The sequence below is a fragment of the Streptomyces sp. NPDC031340 genome, from assembly GCF_055569945.1.
Window position 1 is genome coordinate 127,337 of record NZ_JBVIIE010000009.1, and the last position, 23,034, is coordinate 150,370.

At 70.9% G+C, this 23,034-nt stretch carries 21 protein-coding genes and 1 tRNA gene; 10 read left to right on the forward strand and 12 right to left on the reverse strand.

What is annotated here, in order from left to right; translation table 11 throughout:
• Positions 1–252: 252 nt before the first annotated feature.
• A complete protein-coding gene (locus ACZ5GT_RS09120; RefSeq protein ID WP_469017495.1) occupies positions 253–1,077 on the reverse strand; it encodes an exodeoxyribonuclease III in 825 nt (274 codons plus the stop codon).
• A 45-nt stretch (positions 1,078–1,122) separates the two neighbouring features.
• Here ACZ5GT_RS09120 and ACZ5GT_RS09125 point away from each other — a divergent pair, with 45 nt between their 5' ends.
• Positions 1,123–1,605 carry a GNAT family N-acetyltransferase gene (locus tag ACZ5GT_RS09125; protein WP_469017501.1) on the forward strand — a complete coding sequence of 161 codons (483 nt, stop codon included), beginning with the start codon at positions 1,123–1,125 and terminating at the stop codon, positions 1,603–1,605.
• 669 nt (positions 1,606–2,274) lie between these two features.
• On the opposite strand, the gene ACZ5GT_RS09130 is transcribed toward ACZ5GT_RS09125, so the two are convergent.
• The 7 genes from ACZ5GT_RS09130 to galU form a co-directional block, all read right to left on the reverse strand.
• Positions 2,275–2,348, reverse strand: a tRNA-Ala gene (locus ACZ5GT_RS09130).
• 110 nt (positions 2,349–2,458) lie between these two features.
• Positions 2,459–3,757 carry a divisome protein SepX/GlpR gene (gene sepX, locus ACZ5GT_RS09135; protein WP_469017504.1) on the reverse strand — a complete coding sequence of 433 codons (1,299 nt, stop codon included), beginning with the start codon at positions 3,755–3,757 and terminating at the stop codon, positions 2,459–2,461.
• 186 nt (positions 3,758–3,943) lie between these two features.
• Entirely contained in the window at positions 3,944–4,600 is a 657-nt protein-coding gene (locus ACZ5GT_RS09140; protein ID WP_469017507.1) for a GNAT family N-acetyltransferase, read from the reverse strand.
• Positions 4,601–4,620: 20 nt separating this feature from the next.
• Positions 4,621–5,163, reverse strand: coding sequence for a MogA/MoaB family molybdenum cofactor biosynthesis protein (locus ACZ5GT_RS09145; protein WP_469017510.1), 543 nt, complete (start codon positions 5,161–5,163; stop codon positions 4,621–4,623).
• The gene (moaC, locus tag ACZ5GT_RS09150; protein WP_469017513.1) at positions 5,160–5,639 is read right to left on the reverse strand and encodes a cyclic pyranopterin monophosphate synthase MoaC; all 480 of its coding nucleotides are present in this window, start codon (positions 5,637–5,639) and stop codon (positions 5,160–5,162) included. Before moaC ends, ACZ5GT_RS09145 begins: the two co-directional genes overlap by 4 nt.
• Positions 5,640–5,770: 131 nt before the next feature.
• Positions 5,771–7,093: a molybdotransferase-like divisome protein Glp gene (glp, locus tag ACZ5GT_RS09155; protein ID WP_469017516.1), complete on the reverse strand. Its 1,323-nt coding sequence runs from the start codon at positions 7,091–7,093 to the stop codon at positions 5,771–5,773.
• 4 nt (positions 7,094–7,097) lie between these two features.
• Entirely contained in the window at positions 7,098–8,000 is a 903-nt protein-coding gene (galU, locus tag ACZ5GT_RS09160; RefSeq protein ID WP_469017519.1) for a UTP--glucose-1-phosphate uridylyltransferase GalU, read from the reverse strand.
• A 132-nt stretch (positions 8,001–8,132) separates the two neighbouring features.
• Between galU and ACZ5GT_RS09165 the strand changes: the two genes are divergently transcribed.
• The gene (locus ACZ5GT_RS09165) at positions 8,133–8,735 is read left to right on the forward strand and encodes a 5-formyltetrahydrofolate cyclo-ligase (protein WP_469017776.1); all 603 of its coding nucleotides are present in this window, start codon (positions 8,133–8,135) and stop codon (positions 8,733–8,735) included.
• 185 nt (positions 8,736–8,920) lie between these two features.
• Here the strand turns inward: ACZ5GT_RS09165 and ACZ5GT_RS09170 are convergent, their stop codons facing one another.
• Positions 8,921–11,761, reverse strand: a complete 2,841-nt coding sequence (locus ACZ5GT_RS09170) for a penicillin acylase family protein (RefSeq protein ID WP_469017522.1) — start codon at positions 11,759–11,761, stop codon at positions 8,921–8,923.
• Positions 11,762–11,989: 228 nt separating this feature from the next.
• Here ACZ5GT_RS09170 and ACZ5GT_RS09175 point away from each other — a divergent pair, with 228 nt between their 5' ends.
• The 6 genes from ACZ5GT_RS09175 (at position 11,990) to mscL (ending at position 17,933) form a co-directional block, all read left to right on the forward strand.
• The gene (locus ACZ5GT_RS09175) at positions 11,990–13,525 is read left to right on the forward strand and encodes a potassium/proton antiporter (RefSeq protein ID WP_469017527.1); all 1,536 of its coding nucleotides are present in this window, start codon (positions 11,990–11,992) and stop codon (positions 13,523–13,525) included.
• Positions 13,526–13,944: 419 nt separating this feature from the next.
• Entirely contained in the window at positions 13,945–15,237 is a 1,293-nt protein-coding gene (locus ACZ5GT_RS09180; RefSeq protein WP_469017530.1) for an MFS transporter, read from the forward strand.
• Positions 15,238–15,304: 67 nt separating this feature from the next.
• On the forward strand, positions 15,305–15,598 hold the full coding sequence (locus ACZ5GT_RS09185; protein ID WP_469017533.1) for an FmdB family zinc ribbon protein: 294 nt from the start codon (positions 15,305–15,307) through the stop codon (positions 15,596–15,598).
• Positions 15,599–15,678: 80 nt separating this feature from the next.
• Positions 15,679–16,521, forward strand: a complete 843-nt coding sequence (locus tag ACZ5GT_RS09190; RefSeq protein WP_469017536.1) for an S-methyl-5'-thioadenosine phosphorylase — start codon at positions 15,679–15,681, stop codon at positions 16,519–16,521.
• Between the two features lie 215 nt (positions 16,522–16,736).
• Entirely contained in the window at positions 16,737–17,312 is a 576-nt protein-coding gene (locus ACZ5GT_RS09195; protein WP_469017539.1) for a hypothetical protein, read from the forward strand.
• Between the two features lie 138 nt (positions 17,313–17,450).
• A complete protein-coding gene (gene mscL / locus ACZ5GT_RS09200; RefSeq protein WP_469017542.1) occupies positions 17,451–17,933 on the forward strand; it encodes a large conductance mechanosensitive channel protein MscL in 483 nt (160 codons plus the stop codon).
• Between the two features lie 43 nt (positions 17,934–17,976).
• Here mscL and ACZ5GT_RS09205 read toward each other — a convergent pair whose 3' ends face one another.
• The 3 genes from ACZ5GT_RS09205 to pflB are packed head-to-tail and all read right to left on the reverse strand — an operon-like array spanning position 17,977 to position 21,349.
• Positions 17,977–18,165: a hypothetical protein gene (locus tag ACZ5GT_RS09205; RefSeq protein WP_469017545.1), complete on the reverse strand. Its 189-nt coding sequence runs from the start codon at positions 18,163–18,165 to the stop codon at positions 17,977–17,979.
• 43 nt (positions 18,166–18,208) lie between these two features.
• The gene (gene pflA / locus ACZ5GT_RS09210; protein WP_469017548.1) at positions 18,209–19,036 is read right to left on the reverse strand and encodes a pyruvate formate-lyase-activating protein; all 828 of its coding nucleotides are present in this window, start codon (positions 19,034–19,036) and stop codon (positions 18,209–18,211) included.
• Positions 19,037–19,048: 12 nt separating this feature from the next.
• Positions 19,049–21,349, reverse strand: a complete 2,301-nt coding sequence (pflB, locus tag ACZ5GT_RS09215) for a formate C-acetyltransferase (protein WP_469017554.1) — start codon at positions 21,347–21,349, stop codon at positions 19,049–19,051.
• 183 nt (positions 21,350–21,532) lie between these two features.
• Here pflB and ACZ5GT_RS09220 point away from each other — a divergent pair, with 183 nt between their 5' ends.
• Both ACZ5GT_RS09220 and ACZ5GT_RS09225 read left to right on the forward strand, forming a co-directional pair.
• On the forward strand, positions 21,533–21,865 hold the full coding sequence (locus ACZ5GT_RS09220; protein WP_469017557.1) for a low temperature requirement protein A: 333 nt from the start codon (positions 21,533–21,535) through the stop codon (positions 21,863–21,865).
• Positions 21,855–22,883, forward strand: a complete 1,029-nt coding sequence (locus tag ACZ5GT_RS09225) for a P1 family peptidase (RefSeq protein WP_469017563.1) — start codon at positions 21,855–21,857, stop codon at positions 22,881–22,883. The genes ACZ5GT_RS09220 and ACZ5GT_RS09225 overlap by 11 nt, the downstream gene beginning before the upstream one ends.
• The last annotated feature ends 151 nt before the right edge of the window (positions 22,884–23,034 follow it).

Genomic DNA, 23,034 nt, shown 5'->3' on the forward strand with positions numbered 1-23,034 from the left:
ACAGCGCCGCGCTACGCGCCCGGACAGGCCGCCTGGAGGCGCACCAGGCCGCGTTGATGACCGGAGACGCGTCGATCGTGGCGCGCTGCGCCTGCGGCTGTCTGCCGTCCGCACTGGCCGCGTGGCGCTGCCGACGAGCGAGGGGCCGTCCGGGGAAGCCTGGGTGGCTCTGTGCTGGCCCGTCCACGCGCTACGGGGACGGACGCCTGGGCAGCACACGCCGCCCATGTGACACAAGCCACAAGGGCGGGTTCAGTGGTCGAAGACGACCGTCACCGGCGCGTGGTCTGACCAGCGCTCTTGATGTGTCGCTGGTCGCTCCACGAACCCCTTAACGGCGCGCTCAGCCATGCCTAGCGTTGCGCAAACCAGGTCGATGCGCCATCCGGTGTCGTTGTCGAAGGCCCGCCCGCGATAGGACCACCACGAGTACGGCCCCTCCACGTCCGGGTGCAGGGCCCGTACGACGTCGACGTAGCCGCCGTCCGCCGGGTCGAGGACCTGCCCGAGCCACTCCCGCTCCTCGGGCAGGAAGCCGGAGTTCTTCACGTTGCCGCGCCAGTTCTTCAGGTCGGCGCACTGGTGGGCGATGTTCCAGTCGCCGCAGACGACCACCTCACGGCCGTCGGCGGCGGCCCGCTCGCGCAGCTCCTTCAGGTATCCGAGGAATTCGTCCATGAAGCGGACCTTCTCCTCCTGCCGCTCGGTGCCCACCTCGCCGGAGGGGAGGTAGAGGGAGGCGACCGTGACGCCGGGCAGGTCGGCCTCGACGTACCGGCCGCTCGCGTCGAACTCCGCCGAGCCGAAGCCGGTCCGGACCCGGTCGGGCTCGCGGCGGGTGTACAGGGAGACGCCGGCGCGGCCCTTGGCGGCGGCGGGCGCGTGCACCGCGTACCAGCCCTCGGGCGCGCGGACCTGCTCGGGCAGCTGCTCCGGCTCGGCCCGCACCTCCTGCAGGCACAGCACATCGGCGGAGGTGCCGGAGAGCCACTCCACGAAGCCCTTCTTCGCGGCGGCCCGCAGTCCATTGACGTTGACGGAGGTCACAGTGAGCACGCCGGAACGATACCGGCACACTGGACGGCGTCCTGTCCCCTCCCGACTTCACATACGGTGTCCCACATGCATGTCCGTCGCGTCCCGTTCGACCACCCCGACGCCATCAAGCTCAACGACCAGGTCCAGGCCGAGTACCACGTCCGCTACGGCGACGGCGGCGACGCCACCGAGCTGGCCCCGGGGGACTTCGAGCCGCCGAACGGTGTGTACCTGATCGCCTACGACGCCGACGACAGCCCCGTCGCCACCGGCGGCTGGCGCGCCCGGGACGCCAACGGCGAGGGCAACCGCGACGGGGACGCCGAGCTGAAGCGGATGTACGTGATCGACGGCATGCGCGGCCGCGGCCTCGCCCGCCGCATCCTGGCCGCCCTGGAGGAGGACGCGCGCGCGGCCGGCCGCCTGCGCATGGTCCTGGAGACCGGCACGAAGCAGCCGGAGGCCGTCGCCCTGTACGCGTCCTCCGGCTACGAGCCCTGCGAGAAGTTCGGCTACTACCGCTTCCACCCGGAGAGCCTCTGCTACGCCAAGCCGCTCAACCCCTGAGCCGGGCGAGCACGGCCCGGCCCCGCCTGCTCTTCGAGCGGTTCCCGGCAGGTCAGTGCGTGAGTCCGGCAGGCGCCCGCCAACTGCCGGACGTCATCCGCCCCTTCCGCAGGGCCGACGGGGTGGTCATGGCCGGCAGGCCCCGGATCGGGGCCCCGGACGGAGGCATGCGCACACCGATGAGCACCGATCCGGTGGGACTGCTGCACGTGTTGGTCGTCCACGAGCGCCCCTCGGCGCACCGGGTGGTCTGCCACGCCCGCAGCGTCAGCCTCGAACGGGGGGTGTTCATCGGCGATTCGGTGCTCCCGGTGGACAGCCCACCGGGAGCCGTGACGCCCCCGGCCCGGGTGGTCCGTATGCACCGGCAGCCGTACGGGGAGTTCACCGAGTTGCCGCCCGTCTGGAGCGCCCTCGTCGAGCTCGATGGCCCGGATGTGTCCTGGGTGCGGGTCGGGGCGAAGCTCCGGGCCAGTCCCGCCGGCCACCGGCGTGGAACAGGGACGGGCCGGCTGAGTACCGCCTCCGGCTGCCCGCATTCGGCTGCCGCGTTCGGCTGTCCGCTAGTCGTCATGCGGTCAGCAAGTCCGAGAGGAGTCGCCGTACTTGACTGCCGGGCAACATGACGGAGCCCCGGTCGGTTTTCACCGACCGGGGCTCCGTGCTGCGTGGACCTGAGGGGATTTGAACCCCTGGCCCCCTCGATGCGAACGAGGTGCGCTACCGGACTGCGCCACAGGCCCTTGCAACGAGTGAAACTCTAGCATCCCGATCGCGGTGCTTGGAAATCCGTTCCCGGCCCCTCCGGCGAAGGCGACGCAGGTGGGCGTGGTGGGCATGGTGACCGTGGGAGCTACTCGTTGGCGGCACGAGGCCGCTCGCCGTCCTCGTACTGGTCGAACAACGGCGTACGCCCCCGCTCCCGCGCCCGCCGGGCCGAAGCCGCCCGACGGGCGTCACTGCGCACGTCGTCGTCAGCCCTGTCCTCCGCGGCGGCGTCCATGTCCGCGTCCGCGTGCCCATGCGGGTGCGCGTGCTCCTGCGCGTGCGTGGCGGCGGGGTCCCCGGTCCGCTCGGCGCCGGGCGCGGCCGGCGCCTCCTGCTCCCGGCCGATGGAACTCGACCGCGCCGAGCTCCACGTGTCCGGCGCTCCGAGGTCCACGTCCGTGGCGGCCCGCGGAGCGACCGGCGCGGTCACGTACGTCGGCAACGGCACCGGCACCGGGTCCCAGCTCTCCCCATGCCCGGGCAGCCGCTGCCGCTCCCGCTGCTGGTCGACCCACTCGGCGTGGTCGGTCTGCTCGACGAGCGCACGCCGGTCGGCGGCGAGCGCGGACAGTCCGGGGTCGGTCTCCGGCTCAGGTCCCTCGTCCGGTTCGTCGGCGTCCGTCTCCGGGGAAGGACGCCGACGCGGCAGACGCTGCTGGCGCTCACGAAGTCGCTGGGCGGCGGCCTCGGCGCGGCGCCGGTCCATCTGGAAGGCGAAGCGACGGCGCTCCTGGGAGCGCAGATAGGCGATGTACGCGCTGAGCAGTATGGCGGGCACGCCGGGTGCCCACAGCAGAGCGAGTCCGCCGACGGCCGCGACGATCGCGCCGAGGGTGAAGGCGAGGAAGAGCACGACGGTCGTGCGCCGACGGCGCGCAAGCACCTTCGTGCGCCGGGCGCGCGCCGCAGCCGCCTCCGCCGAGGGCGTACGCCTGGCGGCGGGAACGCGCTCGCGCGCCGGAGCGGAGTTCTCCTCGGGCGCCGGTGCGGAACCGGATGTGCGCGCCGGTGCGGAACCGGATGCCGGCGCCGGCGCGTCCGAGGATTCACGCGCCGGTTGCGCCCGCCCGGCCGCCCGCGCCTGCACTTCTGCGCGGGCCTGCGGACGGGTCGGAGGCATGGCGAAGGCCCGGACGTCCACCGAGTCGGTGACGGCGTCCGGAGCGTCGGCGTCGGGCTCCCCCTCGTCGGCGGAGCGCGCGCGCAGGTCCTTGGCGTACCGGCGCTCCATCCCCGCCCGTCCGGACAGCAACCGGATGGCTGTGCTGAAGCGTTCCGTCGGACGGGCCTCATTCAGCTCGTCCTGCCTACGGAGCCACATCGGCACCAAGTAGGCGGCCCAGGCCCCGACAATGACTGCGTAGATGAGGCCGCTGCTGCTCACGCCTCACACGGTAGAGGGGTTTACGTGAGGCCATCCGCCAATTGGGCCGGTGTGTCGCACGATCTGGCTGATATTTCGAACTTTTTTTGTGACCGACACGGCCGGCAGTCCGCCGCTCGCGGGAAAAGCAATGCCCGGGGACGGTCGACGCGCGACCTAATTCGAACGTTTATTCAATTCCCGGGGCTATGCGGGATTGCCCGGTGTGTTCTGCGGGTTTCGCGGAGTGCCGCGTGAGGTGTCGGGCGACGTGTGCTGGGAGCGCGCCCGATGCCAGCGCTTCAGCAGTCCGTCCGGGACCTCTTCCGCGGTGAGCGCGAAGACGAGGTGGTCGCGCCAGGCTCCGTCGATGTGGAGATAGCGCGGACGCAGGCCCTCCTCGCGGAATCCGAGCTTTTCCACGACCCGGCGGCTGGGCCCGTTCTCGGGGCGAATGCAGACCTCGATGCGGTGCAGACCGACCATCCGGAAACAGTGGTCCACGGCCAGGGCCACCGCCGTCGGCATCACACCGCGCCCGGCGACCGCCTGGTCGACCCAGTAGCCGACGTGCCCCGAGCACATCGAGCCCCAGGTGATCCCGGCGACCGTCAACTGTCCGACCAAGCGCCCCTGGTACTCGATGACGAAGGGCAGCATCCGGTTCGCGTTCGCCTCCGACCGCAGATGACGGACCATCTGCCGGTAGGTCGGCCGGTGCGTGACCGGCCCGCTGGGCGTGGGCGGCGGGATGGTCGCCTCCCAGGGGCGCAGCCAGTCCCGGTTGCGCCGGTTGACCTCGCGCCAGGCCCGCTGGTCGCGCATTCTTATCGGCCGGAGGACGACGTCGCCGTCCGCCAGCACGACGGGCCAGGTTGGGCTGTTCAGCTCGCACCCCCAGGGGTGGGGCCGGGTCTGGGGTGGTCACCGCCACGGACCTGGTCGACGGCGTGCCTCAGCAGGGACTCGAGGACGGCCAGCCCGTCCTTCACCCCGCCGGCCGAACCCGGCAGATTGACGATCAGCGTCCGCCCCGCCACTCCTGCCAGGCCCCGGGAGAGCGCGGCGGTCGGCACCTTCTCCCGTCCGAACGCCCGGATGGCCTCCGCGATGCCCGGCACCTCGAAGTCGATCACCCTGCGGGTCGCCTCGGGCGTCCGGTCGGTCGGCGAGATGCCGGTGCCGCCGGTCGTGACGACGACGTCGTAGCCGGCCTCGACCGCGGCGCGCAGCGCGGCCTCCACGGGATCCCCGTCGGGCACGATCTGCGGCCCCTCGACGGCGAAGCCGAAGCCCGCGAGGCCCGCGGCGATCAGCGGGCCGCCCCGGTCCTCGTAGACGCCGGCAGCGGCACGGTTGGACGCGGTCACGACGAGCGCCCGGTACGGCGCGAGCGCGTCGCTCCCGGCGTGCGCCCCGGCGCTCACGCCCGGCTCCAGTCGCCCGACTTGCCGCCCGTCTTCTCCTCCACCCGTACGTCCGTGATGACCGCTCCCTTGTCAACCGCCTTGACCATGTCGATCACGGTGAGCGCGGCGACGGAGACCGCGGTGAGCGCCTCCATCTCGACGCCCGTGCGGTCCGTCGTCTTCACCGTGGCGCGGATCTCCACGGCGTCGTCCGCGACCGACAGATCCAGTCTCACACCGGACAGCGACAAGGGATGGCACAGCGGGACGAGGTCCGGTGTGCGCTTGGCACCCATGATGCCCGCGATCCGCGCCGTGGCGAGCGCGTCGCCCTTGGGGACTCCCTCACCGCGCAGCAGCTCGACCACGCGCGGTGAGACGAGGACGCGTCCGCTGGCGCGGGCGGTGCGCGCGGTGACGTCCTTGTCCGATACGTCGACCATGCGGGCGGCGCCGGCGTCGTCGATGTGCGTCAAACGGTCCTGCGTACTCATGCTGTGTGGCGCTCCCGGTCCGGGCCCGCCGCGGTACGGCGCGCGGGCCTGCTGTGCGCGACACGGTACCGCCAAGACGGCGCGGACAGCGGACCAGGACCCGTACCACGGACCGCCACCCGCGCGGGCGCTCAGCCGAGCAGGACGACCTCGACCTCGGCACCGGGTTCGACGGACACCACGTCCTCCGGAACGACGATCAGCGCGTCCGCGCGCGCGAGGGCGGCGACCAGGTGCGAGCCGGCCCCGCCGACCGGGGTCACGGAACCGTCCGCGTACTCCCCCCGCAGGAACTGTCTGCGGCCCTTCGGCGAGGTCAGCGCCTTGCCGGCGGTCAGGGTCGCGCGGGTCCTCGGCCGGTGGACGTCGTCGAGTCCCATGAGGGTGCGGATCGCGGGACGGACGAAGAGCTCGAAGGAGACGTACGACGAGACGGGGTTGCCCGGCAGGGCGAGCAGCGGGATGTGGTCGGGGCCGACGGAGCCGAAGCCCTGGGGCTTGCCGGGCTGCATGGCGAGCTTGCGGAACTCGACGCCGCTGCCGGCCTCGTCCTCGTCGCCGACGTGCGACAGCGCCTCCTTGACGACGTCGTACGCGCCGACGCTGACACCGCCCGTGGTGACCATCAGGTCGGCGCGGACCAGCTGGTCCTCGATGGTGGAGCGCAGGATCTCGGCGTCGTCGACGACGGCGCCCACCCGGTAGGCGATGGCGCCGGCGTCGCGGGCGGCGGCGGTGAGGGCGAAGCTGTTGGAGTCGTAGATCTGGCCGCTGCCCAGTTCCTCGTCGGGCTGGACGAGTTCGCTGCCGGTGGACAGGACGACCACGCGCGGGCGCGGGCGCACGCGTACCGTTCCCCGGCCGATCGACGCCAGCAGCGCGATCTGCGGGGGCCCGAGGACGGTGCCGGCGTCGAGAGCGCGGTCGCCGGCCTTGACGTCGCTGCCCGTCGCGCGCACGTGCGCGCGTGCCTCCGCCGGCCGGTACACGTGCACCTGTCCCTCGGCGCCCTCGGGTGTCAGGCTGCGGGCGCGCATGCCGGTGACCGGGCCCTCGCCGAGGCCTCCGTCGGTCCACTCGACGGGGACGACGGTCTCGGCGCCGGGCGGCAGCGGGGCGCCGGTCATGATGCGGGCGGCCTGGCCGGGACCCACGTGGATCAGATCGGCCTGGCCCGCCGCGACGTCCCCGACGACGTCCAGGACGGCGGGGAACTCCTCACTCGCGCCCGCGACATCCGCGACCCGCACCGCGTACCCGTCCATGGAGCTGTTGTCGAACGGCGGCAGCGAGACCGGCACCGTGATGTCCTCGACCAGGACGCAGCCCTGAGCGTCCAGCAGGTTCAGCTCGATGGGTTCGAGAGGACGGACAGTCGCGAGGATGTCCTCCAGGTGCTCGTCCACCGACCACAGGTGCTCCTGGCCGGCGGTGCGGGGCGCGGCGCTGTTCAAATCGCTACATCTCCTCGGCTACGTAACTGCGGAGCCAGGCCCGGAAGTCGGGGCCCAGGTCTTCACGTTCGCACGCGAGTCTGACAATGGCACGCAGGTAGTCGCCACGGTCGCCGGTGTCGTAGCGGCGGCCCTTGAAGACCACGCCGTGCACCGGACCCCCGGCCTTCTCGCCCTCCGCGAGCTGCTGAAGGGCGTCGGTGAGCTGGATCTCGCCGCCACGACCCGGCTCGGTCTTGCGTAGAATGTCGAAGATGTGCGGGTCCAGCACGTACCGCCCGATGACCGCGTAGTTGGACGGCGCGTCGGCCACATCGGGCTTCTCGACCATGCCGGTCACCCTGACGACGTCGCTGTCCTCGGTGGGCTCGACGGCCGCGCACCCGTAGAGGTGGATCTGCTCCGGCGCGACCTCCATCAGCGCGATGACGCTGCCGCCGCGCTGCTCCTGCACCTCCACCATGCGCGCGAGGAGCGGGTCGCGCGGGTCGATCAGGTCGTCACCGAGCAGGACGGCGAAGGGCTCTTGGCCGACATGCGGGGCCGCGCACAGGACGGCGTGACCAAGACCCTTGGGGTCGCCCTGTCGCACGTAGTGCATGGTGGCCAGGTCGCTGGACTCCTGGACCTTGGCGAGCCGGCCGGCGTCGCCCTTCCTCTGGAGAGCCGACTCGAGCTCGTAGTTGCGGTCGAAGTGGTCCTCCAGGGGGCGCTTGTTGCGGCCCGTGATCATGAGGACGTCGTCAAGGCCCGCGGACACGGCCTCCTCGACCACATATTGGATCGCCGGCTTGTCGACGACCGGCAGCATCTCCTTGGGAGTGGCTTTGGTGGCCGGCAGGAACCGGGTGCCGAGGCCCGCTGCGGGAATGACAGCCTTGCTGATCCTGAGGTGCGACTGGGTCATGCCGCAACCTTATCCGGTGCCTTTGTAAGGAATCTGTGGCTCCGGTTAATTAGCTCTCATATGAGTGCATTAGGAGGGGTACAGGTGCGAGCTGTGAGTCACATCGGACGTGCTGCCGAGCCTGGCAAGCGGATGTTGCGGCGAGAGGTCCTCGCGGTGAGAGGCAGGTTGACCGCGGATGACGTGCGGGAGGCGGCGAACGCGCTGGCCGGGCGCGCGCTGGAACTGCCGGAGTTGGCGCACGCCCGCACGGTGGCGGCGTACGTCTCGGTGGGAAGCGAGCCGGGAACTCTCGCCCTGCTGGACTCGCTGCGCGCGCGGGGCGTGCGCGTACTGCTCCCCGTGCTCCTCCCGGACAACGACCTGGACTGGAGTGCGTACGCCGGCCAGGACTCGCTCGCGCGGGTCCGGCACGGCGGGAAGATGGCCCTCTTCGAGCCGGTCGGCGACCGCCTGGGGCCGGACGCCGTGACCGAGGCGGACGTGGTGCTGCTGCCGGGGCTGGCGGTCGACACGCGCGGGCTGCGGCTGGGACGCGGCGGAGGATCGTACGACCGGGTCCTCGCGCGACTGGAGCGCGCGGGCGCACGCCCCGCGCTCCTGGTGCTGCTCTACGACTCGGAAGTCGTCGCGCGCGTACCGGAGGAGGCGCACGACCGGCCGGTGCACGCGGTAGTGACACCGTCGGGCGTGCGCCGCTTCGGCGACGGTGGGGACGGCAGCGGCGGCGCGTGACCGTCCGGCGGGCGCTCGGCCCTCGTCCAGCGCCTCCCGCACGCCCACCGCGCCCGGCGCGCACCACCGCGCACGCCCCCGAACGCGAAGGGGCCCTCCACGCGTGCGTGGAGGGCCCCTTCAGCGCCTCGTGGCCTCATGGCCTCAGCCCCGGCGACGGCGGCTTACGGCCTACGGCCTGTGGCTTACGGCTTCAGCACCAGTGTGTCGCTCGTGTCCTTGTCGACCGCGCCGTTCGAGAAGGACCACGGCAGCAGTTCGCCCTTCGCCCATTTGCCGGTCTGGTCGGTGTAGTGGGCGCTGTAGGCGTGCCCGGACGCTCCGGTGAGGTTGATCCACTTCGACTTGTCGAGGTCGCCGAGGTTGACCACCATCCGCATCGACGGCACCCACACGACGCCGTAGCCTCCGGCGGCGTTCCAACCGCTGGCGTTGACCGTGGCCTCGCCGCCGCTGAGCTTCCAGGGTCCGCGGTTGAGGACGTACTGCAGGAATCCGGGGCCCGCGGTGCCGAGCGTCTGGTTCTTCAGGAACAGGCGGTGCAGCCGTCCCCAGCTCCAGGTGTCGGTGTCCTTGCCCAGCTTGGCGGTCAGCTCCCAGCGGGCGTCGATCATGGCGCGCTTGAACAGCTGGTCGCGGTTCTCGGCCTTCGGGCGGTCGCCGACCCCGGCCGGGGTCCTCCACCAGGCGCTGTTCTCGTCGTCCATGAGGCCGCGGACCACCTCGAACCACCGGTCGCCGCCGTCGGGCTGCGCCTGGTCGGCGTCGCGCTGGCCGCACTCGCGCACCTTCTCGGTGTCGTCCACGGGGCCGGTGGTGTTGACCGGGTCGACCCACAGGCACTGCCCCTTGACCCGCAGCTCCTTGGGGAGCTTGTTGCCGAAGGCGAGCTTGAGGATGTTGCGCCAGACGGCGTTGAAGTAGGCGGCCGCGGCCGAGTCGGCGTCCTGGGTGTAGTCCCAGCCCTCGAGCAGCTCCTGCGCGTCGCGGACCGCCTTGTCACCGATGTCGATCTTGAGCAGCTTGGGCACGAGCAGCTTGGCGATCTGACTGCTGTTGTCCATCTGCATCTGGCGCATGTCATCGGTGGAGATCTTGCCGCCGCCCTTGATCTTCGACTCGATCAGGTCGGTGATGCGCTGGCTGCGAGTGCCGTAGCCCCAGTCCGTGGTGAGCGTGTAGGCGTACTTGTCCTTGTCGATGACGGCCTGGTTGGCGGTGACTATGTAGCCGCGCTCCGGGTCGTACTCGTAGGGCAGCGCGTCCTGCGGGATGTATCCGGTCCACCGGTACCTGGGGTCCCATCCCGGCGCCGGGATGGAGCCGTCGTGGCCCTGCGCGCGCGTGGGGATCTTCCCGGGCAGCGTGTAGCCGATGTGGTTCTTGGCGTCGGCGTAGATCAGGTTCTGCGAGGGCACGTCGAACAGGGTCGCGGCGGCCCGGAAGTCGCTCCAGTCAGCCGCCCTGTCCATCGCGAAGACGGCGTCCATGCTGGTGCCCGCGTCGAGGGCGGTCCAGCGCAGCGCGATGCCGTAGCCGTCGCCGCGGTCGGGCGCCGCGGTGTCGACGGTGGCCTTCTTGCCCACCTTCACGAGCTCGTTGTCGCGGTCGGACAACAGGGGTCCGTTGTTGGTCTCCCGGACGACGATCTTCTTCGACTCGCCGCCGGCGACCTTGATGGTCTCCTCGCGGGTGGTGAAGGGCTGCACCTTGCCGTCGTACAGGTAGCCGTCGCCGCTGAGCTTCTCCAGGTAGAGGTCGGTGACGTCGACACCGGAGTTCGTCATGCCCCAGGCGATGTTCTGGTTGTGGCCTATGACCACGCCGGGCATGCCGGCGAAGGTGTAACCGGTGACGTCGTACCGGCACTTGCTGGAGAGGCTCCGGCAGTGCAGGCCCATCTGGTACCACACGGACGGCAGCGAGGCCGACAGGTGCGGGTCGTTGGCCAGCAGGGGCTTGCCGGTGATGGTGTGCTCCCCCGCCACGACCCAGGAGTTCGAGCCTATGCCCTGACCGTTCACCCCGACCGCCGCCGGCACGTCGTCCAGGACGTTGTAGAGGCCCGACAGCTGGCTCTCCAAGGCGGAGGACGCGGACGTCGAGGACGCGGAGGCCGTCGAGGCCGTGCCGGTCGCACCGCTGGTACCAGCAGTGCCAGTGGTGCCGGTCGTACCGGTCGTGCCGGTCGTGCCGGTCGTACCGCCTGTGGACGTCCCGGCGGTCGACGTGCCGCCGCCCTGCTGGAACGTCTTCGTCAGCTCGTCGTACTGGCCCTCCTGGACGATCGCCTTGTTGCGGCTGTACGGGTAGTCCGGGTACAGGTCCTTGATCTGCTTGGGGGCGAGCCTGCTGGTCATCAGGGCGCGGTCGATCTCGTCCTGCATGTTGCCGCGCAGGTCCCAGGCCATGGCCTTCAGCCAGGAGACCGAGTCGACCGGGGTCCACTTCTCGGGCTTGTAGTCGTTGGTGAAGCCCAGGGCGGCGTATTCGAGGGAGATCTCCTTGCCGTCCTTGCCCTTGAGGTAGGCGTTTACTCCCTTGGCGTACGCCTGGAGGTACTTCTTCGTGGAGGCCGACAGCTTGGTGTCGTACTCCTTCTTCGCCACCCGGTCCCAGCCGAGCGTGCGCAGGAACTCGTCGTTGTCGACCTGGCTCTTGCCGAACATCTCCGACAGGCGCCCGGAGGTCATGTGGCGGCGCACGTCCATCTCGTAGAACCGGTCCTGCGCCTGCACGTAGCCCTGCGCCATGAACAGGTCCTCTTCGGACGAGGCGTAGATCTGCGGGATGCCGTAGCCGTCGCGTTTGACGTCCACGGGCCCCGACAGGCCCTCGATGGTGACCGAGCCCTTCGTCTGGGGGAAGGAGGCCCGGACCGTACTGACTGACCAGTACGCCCCGAACGCGACGCCCCCGACGACGGCCAGCACGAGGACGAGGACGAGCAGGCGGGCCTTGCGCCCCTTCTTCCTGCCGGACTTGCCGGGCTGCTGGCCCGTTGAGGCGGTGGTGTTGGGGGGCATCGCTGTCCTTGCTGTCCTAACGCGAGCGGCAGGCGGTCCTGGAGTGCTGGAGCAACCATAGGCGCAGGGCCCGGCACGACTTGACGCGGAGTCGGGAACCGGCCCGGATGAGCGTTCGATCTTGCCGTGTGAGTGTCAAGAGATCGTCAAGAGTTAGGTAAGGTAACGAAGTACTTGGGTGCGGAGTTACCCCGCTTCGTGTCCTATGTACGGGAGCTCCCGCGCGGGATGCGCGCGAGCCGTCGAAGGGAACGGCCGCTGACTGTCCACCACCTCAACCAGCTTCTGCTCGCCTGCTCGCTCGTCCTGCTCGTCGCCGTGGCAGCGGTCCGGATCTCCTCGCGCAGCGGGCTCCCCAGCCTGCTCGTGTACCTGGGGATCGGCGTCCTCATGGGCCAGGACGGAATCGGCCACGTCCACTTCGACAACGCCGAACTCACCCAGGTCATCGGATACGCCGCCCTCGTCGTGATCCTCGCCGAAGGCGGTCTGGGCACGAAGTGGAACGAGGTCAGGCCGGCCTTGCCCGCCGCCTCCGCGCTGGCGCTGGTCGGGGTCGCGGTCAGCGTGGGAGTCACCGCGACGGGGGCGCATTACCTCACCGGGCTGCCGTGGCGGCAGGCCCTCATCATCGGGGCGGTCGTGTCCTCCACGGATGCGGCGGCGGTCTTCTCGGTGCTGCGGAAGATCCCTCTCCCCGCGCGCCTGACGGGCACCCTGGAGGCGGAGTCCGGCTTCAACGACGCACCCGTGGTCATCCTGGTCGTCGCCTTCTCCACCGCCGGCCCGATCGACCACTGGTACGTGCTGCTGGGCGAGATAGCCCTCGAGCTGGCCATCGGCGCCGCCCTCGGTCTCGCGGTGGGCCTGCTCGGTTCCTGGGGCCTTCGGCACGTGGCCCTGCCCGCCTCCGGCCTGTACCCGATCGCCGTCATGGCCATCGCCGTCACGGCGTACGCGGCGGGCGCGCTGGCGCACGGCAGCGGCTTCCTCGCCGTCTACCTCGCCTCGATGGTGATGGGCAACGCGAAGCTGCCGCACTGGCCCGCCACCCGCGGGTTCGCCGAAGGGCTCGGCTGGATCGCCCAGATCGGCATGTTCGTCCTGCTCGGCCTGCTGGTCAGCCCGCACGAGCTGGGCGACGACATCTGGCCCGCCCTGGTGATCGGCCTGGTGCTGACCATGGTGGCGCGTCCGCTCAGCGTCGTGGCCTGTCTCACACCCTTCCGGCTGCCCTGGCCGGAGCAGGCCCTGCTGTCCTGGGCCGGACTGCGCGGCGCCGTGCCCATCATCCTGGCGACGATCCCCATGGTGGAGGGCGTCGACTCCAGCCGCCGCATCTTCAACATCGTCTTCGTCCTGGTCGTCGCCTACACCCTCATCCAGGGGCCGACACTGCCCTGGGTCGCCCGTACCCTCGGCCTGGGCAAGAGCGGCGAAGCGGCCGACCTCGGCATCGAGTCGGCGCCCCTGGAGCGGCTGCGCGGACATCTGCTGTCCGTCACCATCCCCGAGGGGTCGAAGATGCACGGCGTCGAGATCAACGAACTGCGCCTGCCGGCCGGATCCGCCGTCACGCTCGTCGTACGTGACGGAAAATCGTTCGTCCCGCTTCCCGCGACGGTGCTGCGGCGTGGGGACGAACTCCTCGTCGTCGCCACCGACCCGGTGCGGGACGCGGCGGAGCGCCGGCTGCGCGCCGTGGGGCGCGGCGGAAAGCTCGCCGGATGGCTGGGCACGAACGGTGCGCAGGCCAGGAGCTGAGGGCGCGGGGACGCCGCGCTCGCGCCGGGTGCGCGCGGCGCGGCAGCCGTTCGCGGGCGTGAGTGCGGGCGCCGAGCGCGGGCGTGAACTCGGACGGCCGCGCGGTCGTGAGGGGCGTGCGCGGCGCGCGGAACGGCGCGGTCTTCCGTTAAGCGCACGTTTCGTACGGTTCTCAACCCGGGCAATCGCAGGCCGACGGCCTCACGGTGCCTGCTTTCACAGGCTCGACAGACGTGATCTCTGTATGATGAAGGCGCACCCTGATCGAACCAACTCTGCCTGACGCAGAGCTGGCGCGACCGTATGGCGGCCGGGACGCTCCTCGCTTCAGCGCCGGCATCTACCGCAGTCCGCGCATGAGGACAGCTCTCGGCGCCCCCCGCACGGGCGCGCTACCAGGCGGCGGAAAGGCACGGGCCGTGGCATCCACGGTCACCAGCGAGTCGTCCAAGGACTCGTCGGCATCCTCTCGTCCGGGATACGGGCAACTGCTGCGCACGCGTGGCGCCTGGACGTTCCTGGTCCCCGGTTTCGCGGCGCGGCAGCCGTTCGCGATGCTCACCATCTCCATCGTGCTGCTCGTGCAGCACACCACCGGCTCGTACGGTGCGGCGGGCGCCGCCGCAGCGGCCACCGGCGTCTCCATGGCGCTGTTCGCGCCCTTCAGCGGCCGCCTCGCCGACCGGTACGGACAGCGCGCCGTACTCGTGCCGGGCGTGGTGCTGCACGCGCTGTCGGGCCTGACCCTGACGGCGCTCGCGCTGGGTCACGCGCCGCTGTGGGCGCTGTTCGCCGCGGCCGTGCCCACCGGCGCCTCGGTGCCGCAGATCGGCCCGATGGTGCGTGCCCGCTGGGGCGTGAGACTCCAGGACTCGCCCCTGATGACCACCGCCGCGGCCTTCGAGTCGGTCACCGACGAATTGACCTTCGTCGTCGGCCCACTGCTGGCCACCGCCCTGTGCACCGCCGTCGACCCGGCCGCGGGCCTGATGACGGAAGCCGCGCTCACTCTGCTCGGCGGCCTGCTGTTCGCGGCGCAGAAGAGCACCGAACCGACGGTGACCGGCACCGGACACGCGCGTGTGGAGCACGGGTCGGCGCTGCGCGTGCCCGGCGTGCGCGTGCTCGTCGTGGCCTTCCTGGGCATCGGCTCGGTCTTCGGGGGCATGCAGGTCTCGCTGGCGGCGTTCACGGAGTCGATCGGCGAGCCCGGACTGAACGGTGTGCTGTACGGGATCTTCGCCGCGGGGAACATGCTCTCCGGCGTCGTCTGCGGTGCGGTCGCCTGGAAGGCGGCTCCGCGCCGACGCCTCGTCGTCGGCTACGGTGCGCTGGCGCTGGCGGCCTCCGGCCTGTGGACCGCGCACTCGGTGCCGCTCCTCGCGGGGCTCGGCCTGGTCGTCGGCATGTGCATCGCGCCCGCGCTGATCACCGGCTACACACTGGTCGACGGCCTGGTGCCGGCCGGCGCCCGCACAGAGGCCTTCACCTGGCTGACGGGGGCGGTGGCGCTCGGTCAGGCGGCCGCCGTCACGGTCGCCGGACAGTTGGAGGACCGCTTCCGGGACGGCGCCGGATTCCTCGTCCCGATGGCTGGCACGATGCTCGCCCTGGTGACTCTCCTCACCCTCCGCTCGCGGCTCGCGGCCCGGCCCAGGCGGGTGACCGTCGCACGTGGCGTCGGTCACCGCGAGGCCGTCGCAGTGGACTGATCCCCAGGAATACGTCACTATGGAGCCTCGTTAGCACTCATTGAGTGAGAGTGCCAGGAGGAAGACAGTGCCTACCTACCAGTACCAGTGCACCGAGTGCGGCGAGGGCCTCGAGGCGGTGCAGAAGTTCACCGATGACGCCCTGACCGAGTGCCCCAACTGCGGTGGCCGCCTCAAGAAGGTGTTCTCCGCGGTCGGCATTGTCTTCAAGGGTTCCGGCTTCTACCGGAACGACAGCCGTGGCTCGTCGTCCAGCAGCTCGTCGGCGTCCTCGAAGCCGTCGGCGTCCACGTCTTCTTCGTCGTCCTCGGACACGAAGCCGTCCAGCACCGGCTCCACCTCCAGCAGCTCCGCCGCGTAGGCGACCACTTCTTGCCGGACCCTGTCGTCAATCCGACGGCAGGGTCTTCGGCGATTCCCGCGGCGGCTAGGGTGCGGAGCATGGCGAACAAGGCGAACGCCGAGATCGGCGTGATCGGCGGCTCCGGTTTCTACTCGTTCCTCGACGACGTGACCGAGGTACAGGTGGACACCCCTTACGGGCCACCCAGCGACTCCCTCTTCCTCGGCGAGGTCGCCGGCCGGCGGGTCGCCTTTCTGCCCCGGCACGGACGCGGCCACCACCTGCCGCCGCACCGCATCAACTACCGGGCCAACCTCTGGGCCCTGCGGTCGGTGGGGGTGCGCCAGGTCCTCGGCCCGTGCGCGGTGGGCGGTCTGCGCCCCGAGTACGGACCGGGCACGCTGCTGGTGCCCGACCAGCTGGTCGACCGTACGAAATCCAGGGCGGGGACGTACTTCGACGGGCTGCCGCTGCCCGACGGGACCGTCCCGAACGTCGTGCACGTCTCCCTGGCCGACCCCTACTGCCCCGCAGGGCGCGCCGCCGCCCTGAAGGCCGCGCGCGGCCGGGACTGGGAGCCGGTGGACGGCGGCACGCTCGTCGTGGTCGAAGGGCCCCGCTTCTCGACCCGTGCCGAATCCTTGTGGCACCAGGCACAGGGCTGGTCCGTCGTCGGCATGACCGGTCATCCCGAGGCGGCGCTCGCCCGCGAACTCGAACTCTGCTACACGACGATGACGCTGGTCACCGACCTCGACGCGGGCGCCGAGACCGGTGAGGGCGTCTCCCACGAAGAGGTGCTGCGAGTGTTCGCGGCCAACGTCGACCGACTGCGCGATGTGCTGTTCGACGTGGTGGCCGCCCTGCCCGTGAACGAGGAGCGGGACTGTCTGTGCGGGAACGCGCTGGGCGGGATGGACCCGGGCTTCGGTCTGCCGTAAGGGCCGAAGCGGGGGCCGGGAAGATCGGGCGGGAATCCGGCAGCGGGCAAGCGCCCGCCCGCTTGTTCTCTCGGGTGGTTCCCAGGTGCGGTTCCCTCGTGCGAGTGGGCGGGTTGTCCACAACCCGTCGGTAGTCCACCGGTCCCGGCGAGCGTCGGCGTGAAGCCTCATCGTGGGCTCGCAAGCCGATTCCTCTCCGCAGGTGGTGATCCGCGATGTCCCTGCCCCCTCCGTCCCTCTGCCCGTCACCTCCGTCCCCCTCGCCTCCGCCCCTCTCCCCCTCACCTCCGCGCCCGCCCGGCGCGGACGCTCCCGCCACGTGCGAGGTTCCGCACTTCGCTCCCGTGCGGGTGCGCGGCGGGCGGTACCAGCTGCGCCGGCTCCTGGGGCACCGGAGGCGGGCACTGGCCGCCGGCCTCGCCGTGACCGCGGCCGCGCTGGTGGCGGCCGTGCCGCGGGACGCCGACCGGGCGCGCGGGCATCCCGCGGCGGATCCCGTGCGCAGGCATCGTGCGGTCGAGACGGTGTCCGCTCCGGTGCGGATCGCCGACGCGGCCACGGTCCGCCTGCTGCGGCCGGGCGACCGGGTGGACGTCATCGCCGCGCGGGAGACGGCGACGGGCGGTGATGCCCGTGTGGTCGCGCGCGGGGCTCGGGTCGCACAGGTACCGGAAACCCTGGACGGTGCGGCCGACAGCGGCGCGCTGGTCGTGCTCTCGGTGCCCCGGTCGACCGCGGCGCGCCTCGCCGGTGCGGGCGCGGCAGCCCGGCTGGCGGTGACGCTGTGCTGAACGGGGTCTTCCGCATCCTTCGTGAAATGCTGTCAAGTCGCTCTTCGGAGCCACCCGGCCGTACCGGCGCGCGTCGCGTTGACGTAGGTTGCGGAGCTGTTTGTTCCACACCCTGTGCGTGCGAGGAGAGGCCCCGCGGTGAGCGAGAAGAAGAAACCGAGCGTCTTGCAGGGCTTCAAGGCCTTCCTGATGCGCGGGAACGTCGTCGACCTGGCAGTGGCGGTGGTCATCGGCGCCGCCTTCACCAACATCGTCAACTCGGTGGTGAAGGGGATCATCAATCCGCTCGTCGGTGCGATCGGGACGAAGAACCTCGACGGCTACAGCTCGTGCCTGAAGGATCCGTGCCAGGTGGCCGCGGACGGCACGGTCAAGAGCGGGATCCCGATCATGTGGGGCACCGTTCTCGGTGCGACGCTCAGCTTCGTGACGACCGCGGCGGTGGTCTACTTCCTGATGGTCCTGCCGATGTCGAAGTACCTGGCACGGCAGGAGGCCCGCCGGAAGGCGCGGGAGGGCGCGCACGAGGTCATCGAGGTGACCGAGCTGCAGGTGCTGAAGGAGATACGCGACGCCCTGGTCGCCCAGCGCGGGCGCGGGACAGGGCTCGACGGGCGGTAGGGACAGCGGCCCGCTGTGCGTGGCGGGCCGTGGCCCGCGTGGCTCACAGGTGGTGGGGCGGCTTCTCGTCGAGGAATCGCTTCAGGTCCGAGGCGTCACCGCCGTCGGGACCGGGCCGCTCGCCCCACCCGCGGTCCGTGTCGTCCGAGGACTGCTGGTCCAGCGGGTCGTCGAAGATCAGCGCGGGCTTCGGCGCGCGCGGCTCGGTCTCGGGCTCGGGGGCAGTGCTCATGCGTCCAGAGTACGGCTCCGGGCGTGGGCCGGGCCCCGGCGGCTCAGACGGCGTTGAGGCCGTGGGCTGCGAAGATGCTCCTGGCCAGAGCGGTCTGCTCGGCGGTCGGGGAGGGCGTGTCGTGCAGCACGAACCGCCGCCCGAGCGCCTGCCACTTCGCCTCGCCCAGCTTGTGGAAGGGCAGGACGTCGACGCGCGTGACGTTGCCGAGAGAGGCGGCGAAGGCGGCGACTCCGTCGATGTTGTCGGGGGCGTCGGTGAGTCCGGGCACGAGCACGAAGCGGACGTGGACCTCCTGGCCCAGGTCGGCGAGGCGCCGGGCGAAGTCGAGGGTGGGGCGCACGGGGCGACCGGTGACCTTGCGGTAGGTGGCGGGGTCCCAGGACTTGATGTCGAGCAGGACCAGGTCGGTGTCGCGCAGGAGGGCGTCGGTGGCCCGAACGCCGAGGAAGCCCGAAGTGTCGAGGGCGGTGTGCAGGCCGAGTTCGTTCTTGAAGCGGTGCAGCAGTTCGCCGGTGAAGACGGGCTGCAGCAGCGGTTCTCCGCCGCTGATGGTGGCGCCGCCGCCGGCGGCCGCGATGAACCGCGTGTACTTGCGGGCTTCGGCGACGATCTCGTCGGCCGTGGTGCGCTTGCCGTCGCGCATCCGCCAGGTGTCGGGGTTCTGGCAGTACAGGCAGGCCAGCGGGCAGCCCGTCAGGAAGGTGACGAAGCGGGTGCCCGGACCGTCGACGCCGGTCGACAGGTCCCACGAGTGGACCGATCCGACGACCGGGCGGCGGGTCGCCGCGGCGGCCGGGGTGACCGCCGCGGAAACGGGCCCGCCGACCGGCGCCGGCAGAGCCGACGCCGGCGGAAGACGCGTGGTCATCGCCGTTCTCCTTTACAGCGAACCGTGGAAGGTGCGGTTGATGACGTCGAGCTGCTGCTCGCGGGTGAGGCGGATGAAGTTGACCGCGTAGCCGGAGACCCGGATGGTCAGCTGCGGGTACTTCTCGGGGTGCTCCATCGCGTCCTCGAGGGTCGCCTTGTCGAGCACGTTGACGTTCATGTGGAAGCCGTCGCTGGCGACGTACCCGTCCAGGACGCCGGAGAGGTTGGCGACGCGCTCCTCGGGAGTGCGGCCGAGGGCGTCCGGGGTGATCGTGTTGGTCAGCGAGATGCCGTCCTCCGCGTCGTCGTACGGGAGCTTGGCGACGGAGAGCGCCGAAGCGATGTATCCGTGCTCGTCACGCCCGTTCATCGGGTTGGCGCCGGGCGCGAAGGGGGTGCCCGCGCGACGGCCGTCGGGCGTGTTGCCGGTCTTCTTGCCGTAGACGACGTTCGAGGTGATCGTCAGGACCGACTGGGTGTGCACCGCGTCGCGGTACGTCGGGTACCGGCGGACCTTCTCCATGAACTCGTGGACGATCCACTGGGCGATGGAGTCGGCCCGGTCGTCGTTGTTGCCGTACGCCGGGTACTTGCCCTCGATGACGTAGTCGACGGCGAGGCCGGTCTCGTCCCGGATCACCTTCACGCGTGCGTGCTTGATGGCGGACAGCGAGTCGGCGGCGACCGACAGGCCGGCGATGCCGCATGCCATGGTGCGCAGGATCGCCCGGTCGTGCAGGGCCATCTCCAGGCGCTCGTAGGCGTACTTGTCGTGCATGTAGTGGATGACGTTGAGCGCGTGGACGTAGGTCTTCGCGAGCCAGCTGAGCATGGCGTCGTAGCGGGCGAGGACCGTGTCGTAGTCGAGGTACTCGTCGGTGATCGGCTCGAAGCCCTCGACGACCGTCTTGCCGGACTTCTCGTCGCGACCGCCGTTGATGGCGTACAGCAGCGCCTTGGCGACGTTGACGCGGGCGCCGAAGAACTGCATCTGCTTGCCCATGGCCATCGCGGAGACGCAGCAGGCGATGGCGGTGTCGTCACCGTACTTGGGGCGCATCAGCTCGTCGGACTCGAACTGCAGGGCGCTGGTGTCGATGGCGACCTGGGCGGCGTACGTCTTGAAGCCCTCGGGCAGGCGCGGGGACCAGAAGACGGTGAGGTTGGGCTCGGGCGCCGGACCCAGGTTGTAGAGGGTGTTCAGAGCGCGGAAGGTGGTGCGGGTGACCAGCGGCCGCCCGTCGTCCCCGATGCCGCCCATGGACCAGGTGACCCAGGTGGGGTCGCCGGAGTAGAGCTCGTTGTACTCGGGGGTGCGCAGGAAGCGGACGATGCGCAGCTTGACGACGAAGTCGTCGATGAGTTCCTGGGCCGCGGCCTCGGTGAGCACGCCGGCCTCGATGTCCCGCTGCAGGTAGATGTCGAGGAAGGCGTCGATGCGGCCGATGGACATGGCGGCGCCGTTCTGCTCCTTGACGGCGGCGAGGTAGGCGAAGTACAGCCACTGGATGGCCTCGCGGCCGGTGCGGGCGGGGCCGGCGATGTCGTAGCCGTAGGAGAGGGCCATGGCCTTGAGTTCCTGGAGGGCGCGGATCTGCTCGGCGACTTCCTCGCGTTCCTGGATCACCTCCGCACTCGGCCACTCGACTTCGAGGGCGAGCTTGTCCGCTCGCTTTGCCGCGATGAGCCGGTCCACACCGTAGAGGGCTACGCGACGATAGTCGCCGATGATGCGGCCGCGGCCGTAGGCGTCCGGGAGGCCGGTGATGATGCCGGAGGAGCGGCAGGCGCGGATCTCGGGGGTGTAGGCGTCGAAGACGCCGTCGTTGTGGGTCTTGCGGAGCTTGGTGTAGATCTCCCGGACGGTGACGTCGGCCTCGTACCCGTAGGCGTTGAGGGCGCTCTCGACCATGCGCCAGCCGCCGTTGGGCATGATGGCGCGCTTGAGCGGGGCGTCGGTCTGGAGGCCGACGATGAGGTCGAGGTCACGGTCGACGTAGCCGGGGGCGAAAGCGTCGATGCGGGAGGGCGTCTTGGCGTCGACGTCGTAGATGCCGCGCTCGATCTCGGTCGGGAACATCGCGAGGAGCTTGTTCCAGACCTTGGTGGTGCGCTCGGTGGGCCCGGCGAGGAAGGCACCGTCGCCCTCGTAGGGGGTGTAGTTGTGCTGCACGAAGTCGCGGACGTTGATGGCGTCGCGCCACAGGCCGCCTCGGAAGCCGGCCCAGGCGGCACCCTGCGCCGACGGCTCGGGGGCCGTCCGGGGCGCAGCGGGAGTGACGTTGGTGGTCTCCGCAGGAGTGGCAGTCATGGCCCGCACCTTCCACATCGCTTCATGGGGTCGACTCCATTGCACGTCAGTGAGGGCGCGTCCGGGGGCAGCGTTGGTCCCCTATCGGGGTCCAAAGGTCCTATCGATAATCGATCACTCTCCGATGGGAAGGGTCTGACCTGCCCCATTCGCGGAAAAGGCGGCTGGCCATCGCCTTGTGAAATGCTTCACAAGAGCGTCCGCAGGGCGGCCTCGGGACTTGGACGCTTGACGCGCAGCGCACTCGGACTGTTTCTCGATCTCTGTTTCGTCGTGACTCTCGCCCAGGCGGGCGTCTCACTGCTGGACGCCGCCACAGACGGGCACACGGGCGCGGCGGTGCCGAGATCCGCGGGGGTTCTCCTCGCCGTCTGGTGGGCGTGGATGGGCTTCGCGCTTCCCGGGAGGAGGCGGGTGGCGCGAGGGGACATGCGACGAGCGCGGGGCCGGCGACGACGGCACCTGAGACGGCCGTCCGCAGGGCGGGCCGGGCCAGACTGGGGTCATGACAGTTGACGCTTTGACGGACGTCGCAGGGGTGCGGGTGGGCCATGCGACGCGGATCGGCGCCGGTTGGCTCACCGGCACCACGGTCGTGCTCGCGCCGGAGGGTGGCGCCGTCGCCGCCGTGGACGTGCGGGGCGGCGGCCCCGGGACGAAGGAGACCGACGCCCTCGACCCGCGCAATCTCGTGCAGAGAGTCGATGCGATCGTGCTGACCGGCGGGAGCGCCTACGGGCTCGACTCGGCGTCCGGGGTGATGGCCTGGCTGGAGGAACAGAGGCGCGGCGTGCGCGTCGGGACCGATCCCGCGCACGTCGTGCCGGTGGTGCCCGCCGCGTGCGTCTTCGATCTGGGGCGGGGCGGCGACTTCTCCGCCCGGCCGGACGCGTCCACCGGCCGCGCCGCGGTCGAGGCCGCAGCACGGAGCGGCTCGGGCGCGCGAGTGCCGGAAGGGTGCGTGGGCGCCGGCACAGGAGCCGCCGTGGGCGCGCTGAAGGGCGGGGTCGGCAGCGCGAGCGTCGTACTGGACTCCGGGATCACGGTGGCCGCTCTGGTGGTGGCCAACGCGGCCGGATCGGCGGTGGATCCCGAGACGGGCGTTCTGTACGGGGAGTTGTTCCAGGGGCGCGTGAACTATCCGGACGCACGTGTCCATGAGGCCGCGCGCCGACGCCTCACCGACCTCGCGGCGGCGAACGGGCGTCCCCCGCTGAACACCACACTCGCCGTGGTCGCCACCGACGCCGGCCTGTCGAAGGCGCAGGCGCAGAAGCTGGCCGGCACCTCGCACGACGGCATTGCGCGCGCCGTGCGACCGGTGCACCTGCTCAACGACGGCGACACGGTGTTCGCGCTGGCGACGGGGGCGCGTCTCCTCGACACCGAGAACCCCCTCGCGCTGAACGAGGTTCTCGCGGCCGGCGCGGACGTGGTGACCCGCGCCGTCGTGCGCGCCGTGCGCGCCGCCGAGTCGGTGGACGGGCCGGGTGGAGTGTGGCCGTCGTACCAGGAGTTGTACGGGACGGCGTGACACGGCGGCGGCGCGCCTGACTCTCCCAGGCGCCGTCCCTCCGATTGTCCCGGTTCTGTCACGTGTCGCCGTTCGGGCGGCAACGGCGGGAACCTGTCCCGCCGTTGCCGCCCTCTTTCTCCACGACTGGAGCGGATCACGCACATCACAC

Coding starts and splice junctions, on each gene's coding strand:
- pflA (WP_469017548.1), bottom strand. CDS start 19,036: ATGACCACGCGTCTTCCGCCGGCGTCGGCTCTGCCGGCGCCGGTCGGC.
- moaC (WP_469017513.1), bottom strand. CDS start 5,639: ATGAGTACGCAGGACCGTTTGACGCACATCGACGACGCCGGCGCCGCC.
- ACZ5GT_RS09190 (WP_469017536.1), top strand. CDS start 15,679: ATGGCGAACAAGGCGAACGCCGAGATCGGCGTGATCGGCGGCTCCGGT.
- galU (WP_469017519.1), bottom strand. CDS start 8,000: ATGACCCAGTCGCACCTCAGGATCAGCAAGGCTGTCATTCCCGCAGCG.
- ACZ5GT_RS09195 (WP_469017539.1), top strand. CDS start 16,737: ATGTCCCTGCCCCCTCCGTCCCTCTGCCCGTCACCTCCGTCCCCCTCG.
- ACZ5GT_RS09225 (WP_469017563.1), top strand. CDS start 21,855: ATGACAGTTGACGCTTTGACGGACGTCGCAGGGGTGCGGGTGGGCCAT.
- ACZ5GT_RS09175 (WP_469017527.1), top strand. CDS start 11,990: ATGCGCGCGAGCCGTCGAAGGGAACGGCCGCTGACTGTCCACCACCTC.
- ACZ5GT_RS09170 (WP_469017522.1), bottom strand. CDS start 11,761: ATGCCCCCCAACACCACCGCCTCAACGGGCCAGCAGCCCGGCAAGTCC.
- ACZ5GT_RS09125 (WP_469017501.1), top strand. CDS start 1,123: ATGCATGTCCGTCGCGTCCCGTTCGACCACCCCGACGCCATCAAGCTC.
- ACZ5GT_RS09220 (WP_469017557.1), top strand. CDS start 21,533: ATGCTTCACAAGAGCGTCCGCAGGGCGGCCTCGGGACTTGGACGCTTG.
- pflB (WP_469017554.1), bottom strand. CDS start 21,349: ATGACTGCCACTCCTGCGGAGACCACCAACGTCACTCCCGCTGCGCCC.
- ACZ5GT_RS09205 (WP_469017545.1), bottom strand. CDS start 18,165: ATGAGCACTGCCCCCGAGCCCGAGACCGAGCCGCGCGCGCCGAAGCCC.
- ACZ5GT_RS09165 (WP_469017776.1), top strand. CDS start 8,133: ATGTTGCGGCGAGAGGTCCTCGCGGTGAGAGGCAGGTTGACCGCGGAT.